The organism is Mycobacterium sp. SMC-13, from assembly GCF_045311035.1.
Classification (GTDB): domain Bacteria; phylum Actinomycetota; class Actinomycetes; order Mycobacteriales; family Mycobacteriaceae; genus Mycobacterium.
Genome location: NZ_JBJIAI010000063.1, coordinates 1 through 6517 on the forward strand (window position 1 = coordinate 1; position 6517 = coordinate 6517).

General features: G+C 63.9%; 7 protein-coding genes and 1 pseudogene. 3 read left to right on the forward strand and 5 right to left on the reverse strand.

Features of this window, described 5'->3' with window-relative positions; genetic code table 11:
* From ACJH6I_RS31460 to ACJH6I_RS31470, 3 genes and pseudogenes are all read right to left on the reverse strand, one after another.
* Nucleotides 1-819, reverse strand: a pseudogene (locus ACJH6I_RS31460) (PucR family transcriptional regulator); the annotation flags it as partial.
* A 149-nt stretch (nucleotides 820-968) separates the two neighbouring features.
* Nucleotides 969-1535, reverse strand: a complete 567-nt coding sequence (locus ACJH6I_RS31465; RefSeq protein ID WP_406785179.1) for a Hint domain-containing protein — start codon at nucleotides 1533-1535, stop codon at nucleotides 969-971.
* Nucleotides 1536-1934: 399 nt separating this feature from the next.
* A complete protein-coding gene (locus ACJH6I_RS31470) occupies nucleotides 1935-2381 on the reverse strand; it encodes a TetR family transcriptional regulator C-terminal domain-containing protein (protein ID WP_131808714.1) in 447 nt (148 codons plus the stop codon).
* Nucleotides 2382-2839: 458 nt separating this feature from the next.
* Here ACJH6I_RS31470 and ACJH6I_RS31475 point away from each other — a divergent pair, with 458 nt between their 5' ends.
* Entirely contained in the window at nucleotides 2840-3598 is a 759-nt protein-coding gene (locus ACJH6I_RS31475; protein ID WP_064858425.1) for a TetR/AcrR family transcriptional regulator, read from the forward strand.
* Between the two features lie 105 nt (nucleotides 3599-3703).
* Here the strand turns inward: ACJH6I_RS31475 and ACJH6I_RS31480 are convergent, their stop codons facing one another.
* Together ACJH6I_RS31480 and ACJH6I_RS31485 are read right to left on the reverse strand one after the other, a co-directional pair.
* A complete protein-coding gene (locus ACJH6I_RS31480) occupies nucleotides 3704-4240 on the reverse strand; it encodes a carboxymuconolactone decarboxylase family protein (RefSeq protein WP_061009748.1) in 537 nt (178 codons plus the stop codon).
* A 176-nt stretch (nucleotides 4241-4416) separates the two neighbouring features.
* Nucleotides 4417-5052 carry a nitroreductase family protein gene (locus tag ACJH6I_RS31485; protein ID WP_318987181.1) on the reverse strand — a complete coding sequence of 212 codons (636 nt, stop codon included), beginning with the start codon at nucleotides 5050-5052 and terminating at the stop codon, nucleotides 4417-4419.
* Nucleotides 5053-5372: 320 nt separating this feature from the next.
* Between ACJH6I_RS31485 and ACJH6I_RS31490 the strand changes: the two genes are divergently transcribed.
* Nucleotides 5373-5885, forward strand: a complete 513-nt coding sequence (locus tag ACJH6I_RS31490; RefSeq protein WP_318987180.1) for a DUF417 family protein — start codon at nucleotides 5373-5375, stop codon at nucleotides 5883-5885.
* 48 nt (nucleotides 5886-5933) lie between these two features.
* Nucleotides 5934-6368, forward strand: coding sequence for a cupin domain-containing protein (locus tag ACJH6I_RS31495; RefSeq protein ID WP_318987179.1), 435 nt, complete (start codon nucleotides 5934-5936; stop codon nucleotides 6366-6368).
* Nucleotides 6369-6517: the final 149 nt, after the last annotated feature.

A 6517-nucleotide genomic window follows, 5' to 3' on the forward strand; every position in this document is an offset into this window, starting at 1 on the left:
ACTCGGCACCGACCGAATCAACTGGAACGGAGGTCGCCTGAAACAAGCCGATCCACAGGTATTGACAATTCCTCCCGTGTGAGCCCCGTCGGCCAACGCAGTGAGCGCGGCCCCGGCCAACGGTGTCGCGCACTCGACCCACACCGACCCCATGAGCTGACGACCCGACCGCACCGCCACCACCATGCGCCCGGTCACACCGTGAGCAGAGTCCGGGCCGACAAACAACGGTTCGTCAGAAGACTCCAAATGCGCGTACACACCCCGAGCGTCAAAGAAGGCCCGCAGCTCCTCCGGTGCCTGTCGCTCGACGATGGTCGCCACCCGCGCCGGGTCGGCGCCTCGCTGGCGCCGCGAGTACGCCAAGACCCGCGAGAGCCGGTCCTCGATGATGACCGCCCCGCCCGCGGACTCGGCCAAACTGTCGGCCAGTGCGAACAGATCCGTTGGCCCGCGACCGGATTCGGTTTCACGGCCCTCCAGGACCAGCCCGAAGATGACCGCGGCCAACTCGCTCCAGGACATCGCCGGGTCGACCATCATCACGGCTACACCTTCGGCCGCACCGGCGAATGCGGTGTCGTCGTCGCCCTCGGCGCGGACGAGTACGACCACGGCACGGGCTTGCGCCGCCCAGTGCACCGCCTGCTGCACTGATTGCGCGCCGATACCCAGCAGCACGTCACCGACGACGGCGCGGTCCTCGATGAGTTCATGCAACACCACGCTGCGCAACTCCGTGGACCGCGGGACAGGACAAAACCGCAATCGCACGCCATAGCTGCCCAGCACATTGGCTAGGCGGTCCAACGTGACCACGGGCCGCTCCCTATGCCGAATCAACCCCAGCGTATCGGTTGTCGAATGCGCCCCGGTCAACGGCGGGCTCCCTGACGCGATGACCCCGCGCCGATCCCATTACTTACGGGATCAGTTGATATCCACGGCAGCAACCGAATTCATCGTGCCTACTGCGTGGTGCAGTTGTGGACCAGAACCGCCGCGGTCACGGTCGCGACGAAGAAGACGTGGGTGTTCGCGACCGTCAGATCCCACATGTCGGCCGTGCCGAATACCGAAGTGCTACCTGCGACCTGCGCGACGCTGTCCCGGAACGGGGTGGTCAACCGATCACCGGGACGCAGGTCTTTCGCGTCAACCCATTCGGCTCCCGGCCGAATGGCTCCGCCAGTGGTGGCGGCCAGCTCGGAGACCTCGGACGGCTCTGTCTGCGCCCGGGCCGCGCTGTAGAAGGGATGCTTGGCGGTGGTGTGTACCACCGAAGTGACATCGGCGGCGTTGGTGATCGTGAGGTCGAGCAGGTCGGTGTCGTGGTTGACCAGGACCGCCTCCACCGGCTGACCGCTGGTGCGACCGGTTTCCGGGTCGACTGACCACACCCGATCGCCGACCTTGAGTTCCGCGATGGGGCGTTTGGTGCCATTGGCCATCAGGACCAGCGTGTCCGGGCCGAAGGATTGGCCCGCGCACGGAACATGCTGTGTCAGTGGGGTTGTCAGTGACTCGGCAGCCATGACCGCTGCCGGGCTGTCGGCGAATTGCTGCGCGCGCGGCGCACCTGCGTGTTGCTCTGAACGTGGGCGATCGATGCCGGCCAGCCACAGTATCCCGCAGAGGGAAAGCACGATGGTGACCATCAACGCCACCGGTACCCGCCACCAACGGCAACGACGCCACCACGACCGTTCACCCGGTACGAAGTTCACCACGACGATTCCCCTGAATACACCAGTTCTGATATCCGTCGGCAATGTCGGACACGTTCTGCAGGTGTAGTCGGGAGCCGGCCCCGAAACCGAATGCCGTCCGTCGGTGATCTAGCGCACAGGATCGATCGGGCGCGGCGGCCGTCGGAACTTGAAACCGGCGAGGGCAGGTCCGATGCAACGCTCCAGGAATGCCCCGGCGCGGGGTCACCCCTGGTCGGCGAAGGATCGGATGCGCTCCAGGGCCATCTCGATTGCCATGACCAGGTGATGGGGATCGCCGCTCGCTTTTACCCGGAGGTAGCCGCCCTGGACTCCCGCGACGAGACCGGTGGCGAGGGCTTCGGGGTCGGCGTCAGCGCGTAGCCGGCCACGTTCCTGCAGCCGTCGCATCGTCGTGGCGAGTAGTCGGCGCCATCCGGAGAAGTAGCTTGTGGCCGCTGTGCGGATGCTCTCGTTCCGATCGGCCAGCAGTGCGATCAACACCCCCAATGCCCCGCCGGGTGGGTCGCCCGATTGTCTGCTCCCTTCGACCAGGCTGTCGCGCCACACGTCGAAGCACGAGACGCTGGTGACCACAGATAATTGCCGGCTCTGAGCACTCAGTAATGCTCGGACCAGGTCATTCGGGTCTGGCGCCGCAGAGTCGTCCATGGTGAAATGCACTGGCGAACAGCGGGTTTCAAACTTCTATGCCGTAGTGTTCCCGACTTCGCGGTTTCGTCCATGTCCTCGTGACGTGGGACCGGCGCGCAGCGCCCGGGCAAGTGATCGCTCTCATAAAAGGACTATATAGTCCCTTATGTGTGGATCGGTGCTGCGACACCACCGTCGACAACTGCTATGTCGCCTGTCGAAAAAGTGACGCCTTGAGCGGAACGGTATTCTTCTTGCGGACCTCACCGTCCATCCGACGGAGCTACTCTGGTAGGAAGCCGGCAAGTCGTGAGCGCATACCGCACGGGTCGCAGTTACGCCGGTCTCGTGGCTAGGGTAGGAGCTGTGGTGACGGTGAAGAGCATGACGCGGCTGGGATCGTGTTCTCGAGACACGTCTGCGAGGTGCCGACCAGCTGCGCCGACGTCGTCAGTTGAGCCGGTAGTCTTTCGCCGATGACCAGCGGTGAGCAGCAGACGCCGCGGCGGACAACTGCCCGCGGAGAGGCGACCCGCGCACGGATGATCGCGTCCGCCGCAGAACTCATGTACGTCCGCGGCGTCAACGCCGTCACTCTCGACGACGTGCGGGCGGCGACGGGCACCAGTAAGTCTCAGCTGTACAAGCATTTTCCGGGCGGTAAGCCGGAATTGGTGCGCGCAGTGGTCGCGCTGCGCGGCGAGCAGGTCCTGGAGCGTGAAGGACAACGCTTGGCGCGATTGAAATCGATGAGTGGCCTGCGGCGATGGCGCGACGCCCTCATTCAGGGCGCCGCTCTGCAAGACGGTGCCTATGGCTGTGCCCTGGGCAACCTGGTCATCGAAGTTGCGGATCAAGACGACCAGGCCAGAACGTCGCTGTCGCAACACTTCGCGAATTGGGAAGGACTGCTGGCGAACGGTTTTCGGCGCATGATCGAGGACGGCGTCCTGCCGTCCGATGCTGACCCCGACGCGTTGGCCACGGGGCTGATGGCGGCACTGCAGGGTGGGTATCTGCTGGCTCAAGCCGAGCATGACGTGGCTCCGATGGCCACCGCGCTCGACATGGCGCTGGCCCACATCGAAAGTCTGACCGAAGCTGCCGCAGACCGGCCGGCCGGACGTGGGGCTGCGCGTGAGGCGTCCGACTCGTCAGCCAAGTCGCACAAATCGACGGCGGCCCGCCGGGTGCGCACATCTGGATCGGGCGGTACTGCCGCGGCCAGGGGCTGAGTCGCCGACACTGAAAACCGAAGCGCTCCATCGCGGCCAGACGCAGGGCCCGCCACCGACTGGCGGCAGGCCCTGCGGCTCATCTGCGGGTCGAGTGCTGTCGGGTCAGAGCGCCACGACCGGCCAATCGTTGTCGACGCGCGCCATGACGTTGAAGTAGTTCGTCATCGTGTTCAGCGCGAGGTTGGCCACCAGTTCGCCGATTTCCGACTCGGTCACGCCAGCCTCGAGGGCTGCGGTGATGTCGGCTTCGTCGATATCACCGGCGTTCTCGGCGATGCTGTTCGACAGTTTGAGCAATGCGTCCACATGCGGGTCCGCGGATTGTCCTTTCCGGGCGCTCTCGAGCTCGGCCGCGTCGACCTTGGTGACGCTGGCGCCGATGTAAGTGTGCGATGACAGGCAGTATTCGCATCCGTTGAGCTGCGCGGTGGCGATTGCCAGACGGGCGCGAACGGCCGCGGACAACGTGCCGGTGCCCACCGCGGAAAACAGCGCGAGGTAGCTCTTGAGGAGCGTCGGGCTGTGTGCCATGGCTTTCGTCATATTGGGAGTCGTGCCCAGCGATTTCTGCACTTGAGTCAGGAGCTCGGCGGCTTTGCCGGAAGCTGTGTCGGGTTCGATGGGGGTGAAATGAGTCATCGTCGTTCCTTTCGAGGATCGGTGTAGTGGGTGGTTTGGGCTGGTTCGCTCACTGTGGTGTTCCGCTGTGCTGGCCTCCTGGGATGTCAGTGGCGTGGAAAGTGTTCGGCGCCAACGACTTGCATGCGTACTTCGGACGGCATCGCCGGTGCGACTCCGCCGCTGGATTGCTGTCGCTAAACGAATTCCAAGAGATCGCTGACCGGACGGCGCGGCTTCTGCGGCCAGTTCTGGGGTTGCTTCGCGCCGACCGAAACCAACATGACCGGCACTTCGTCGTGGGCCAAAGCGAATTCACGGGTGACCGCTTCCGCGTCGAACCCGATGATCGGCGTCGAACCCAGACCGAGCGCGTTGGCCGCATAGATCAACGCGGTCGCGCCAATGGAACCTGTGCGCAGCGCTTCGTCGCGTTGGCGCTGCGGATGGCCGGCGTACAAACCGCGTGCTGACTCTTGCCACTGCGGCACGGCCTCGGCCGGCATGATGCCTGCTTCCACCACGGGGGCGAGGCGCTCCGGCACTGTCATGTGATCGGGCAGCTGACCGCAGATGATGAAGGTGACCGCCGCGGCAGTGATCTTGGGCTGGTCCCATGCGATGGGCCGCAGCCGCGCCTTGGCCTCCGGCGTTCGAACGGCGATGAAACGCCAGTTCTGCAAGTGGAACGACGTCGGTGCCGTGGTCGCGATTCGGATCAGATTGGCGATCTGGTCGTCGGTCAATGTGAATCCCGGGTCGTAGTGGCTGGTGGTGCTGCGGCTCACGAGGCTCTCGATGACGGTGTTGGTCATGGTCAGGTCATTGGTCATGGTGATTCCTTACCGGCGAGGGGATGGGTGGCTTTCGCGGCGCTGTGCGCCTCTTGCCGTGAGCATAACGGACTATATAGTCCATTTATGCCCGATGCCGAGGTCAAGTTTGGAGGCGTTGCGAGTGGGTCGTCGCACACAACGTTGGCCTGAGTCGGCATTCACGCTCGCAATCTGATCGAGGTTCGCATGATCAGACGACCCGTGGTGGAGTTCGATGAAAGTTGGAACCGGGGAATAGAAAGGACTATATAGTCCGTTTTTGCTTGGTGTTGCACATCCCGCGCAGCACAGGATCACTACGGAAGGTAGCCACGAACATGGCGGTCAAAGCGAACACCCTCTCAGCCGCACTGCTGAACGCGGAACCGGCGGTGAAATCGACCGGCTGGATATTGGCCCGCTATGGGCTTGCGCTGGTCATCGGCTGGATCGGATTCTGCAAGTTCTACCCGTACGAGGCGCACAACATCGAGCCGCTGGTGGCCAACAGCCCCTTCATGGGATGGCTCTACACCGTGATCAGCGTGGAGACGTTCTCGACGATGCTGGGAGTGCTGGAGATCGCCACGGCGCTCCTCATCATTGCCAAGCCTTGGTTCCCTGCACTGTCGGCGTTCGGAAGCGCGGTGGCAGTGCTGCTCTTCGCGAGCACGCTGTCATTCTTGTTCACGACTCCCGGTGTCGGTGAGCCGTCTGAGGGCGGATTCCCGCTGCTGTCGATGACCGGCCAGTTTCTCATCAAAGACGTTGTGCTGATCGGTGTTTCGGTGCTGACGCTGGCCGACTCCATCGGCGCGGTCGTCCATGGCACCGTGCGATCGCCCGAATGAGCCGGCCCGCACGCAGAACATCATCGAAACGACAGGAGTCAGTCAAAAATGACCGTGAAGATGCTGCTCGCCACCATGCTTGCGGCGGCGGCGCTCGCACCCGCAGCCAATGCGCAACCGGCGCCAGCGGCTTCAGCGCAAGAGCCCGTTGTACGTGCTGTCTTCGATGAACCGACAAACGCCCCGGGCAAATCGATGCAGGCGGTGACCGTCAGCTACCCGCCGGGCGGGGCAAGCGCCGCCCATCATCACGCCCGATCGGCATTCATCATGGCGTACGTGATGTCCGGCGCGATCCGGAGTCAGGTCGAAGGGGAGCCGGCGCGGATCTATCGCGCCGGCGAAACGTGGAGTGAGAACCCCGGTGCCCATCACATCATCAGTGAAAATGCCAGTGCCACAGAGCCTGCCGAACTTCTCGCGGTGTTTCTGGTCGATACCGGCGACGGTCCACTCAGCACTGACGATGCCGCGACGAACTGAGTCGGGCAGCGGCCGGCCGGCCCCGTGGCTCCGGTTCAAGCGCTCGAAAAGACATTACAAAGCAACGTAATTCCGAAAGGACTCTCAATGACCGTGTCAAGCCGCCGCCGTGGCGATTTGGGGCGTGTCGGGGTGCCAGGTCCGGTTGT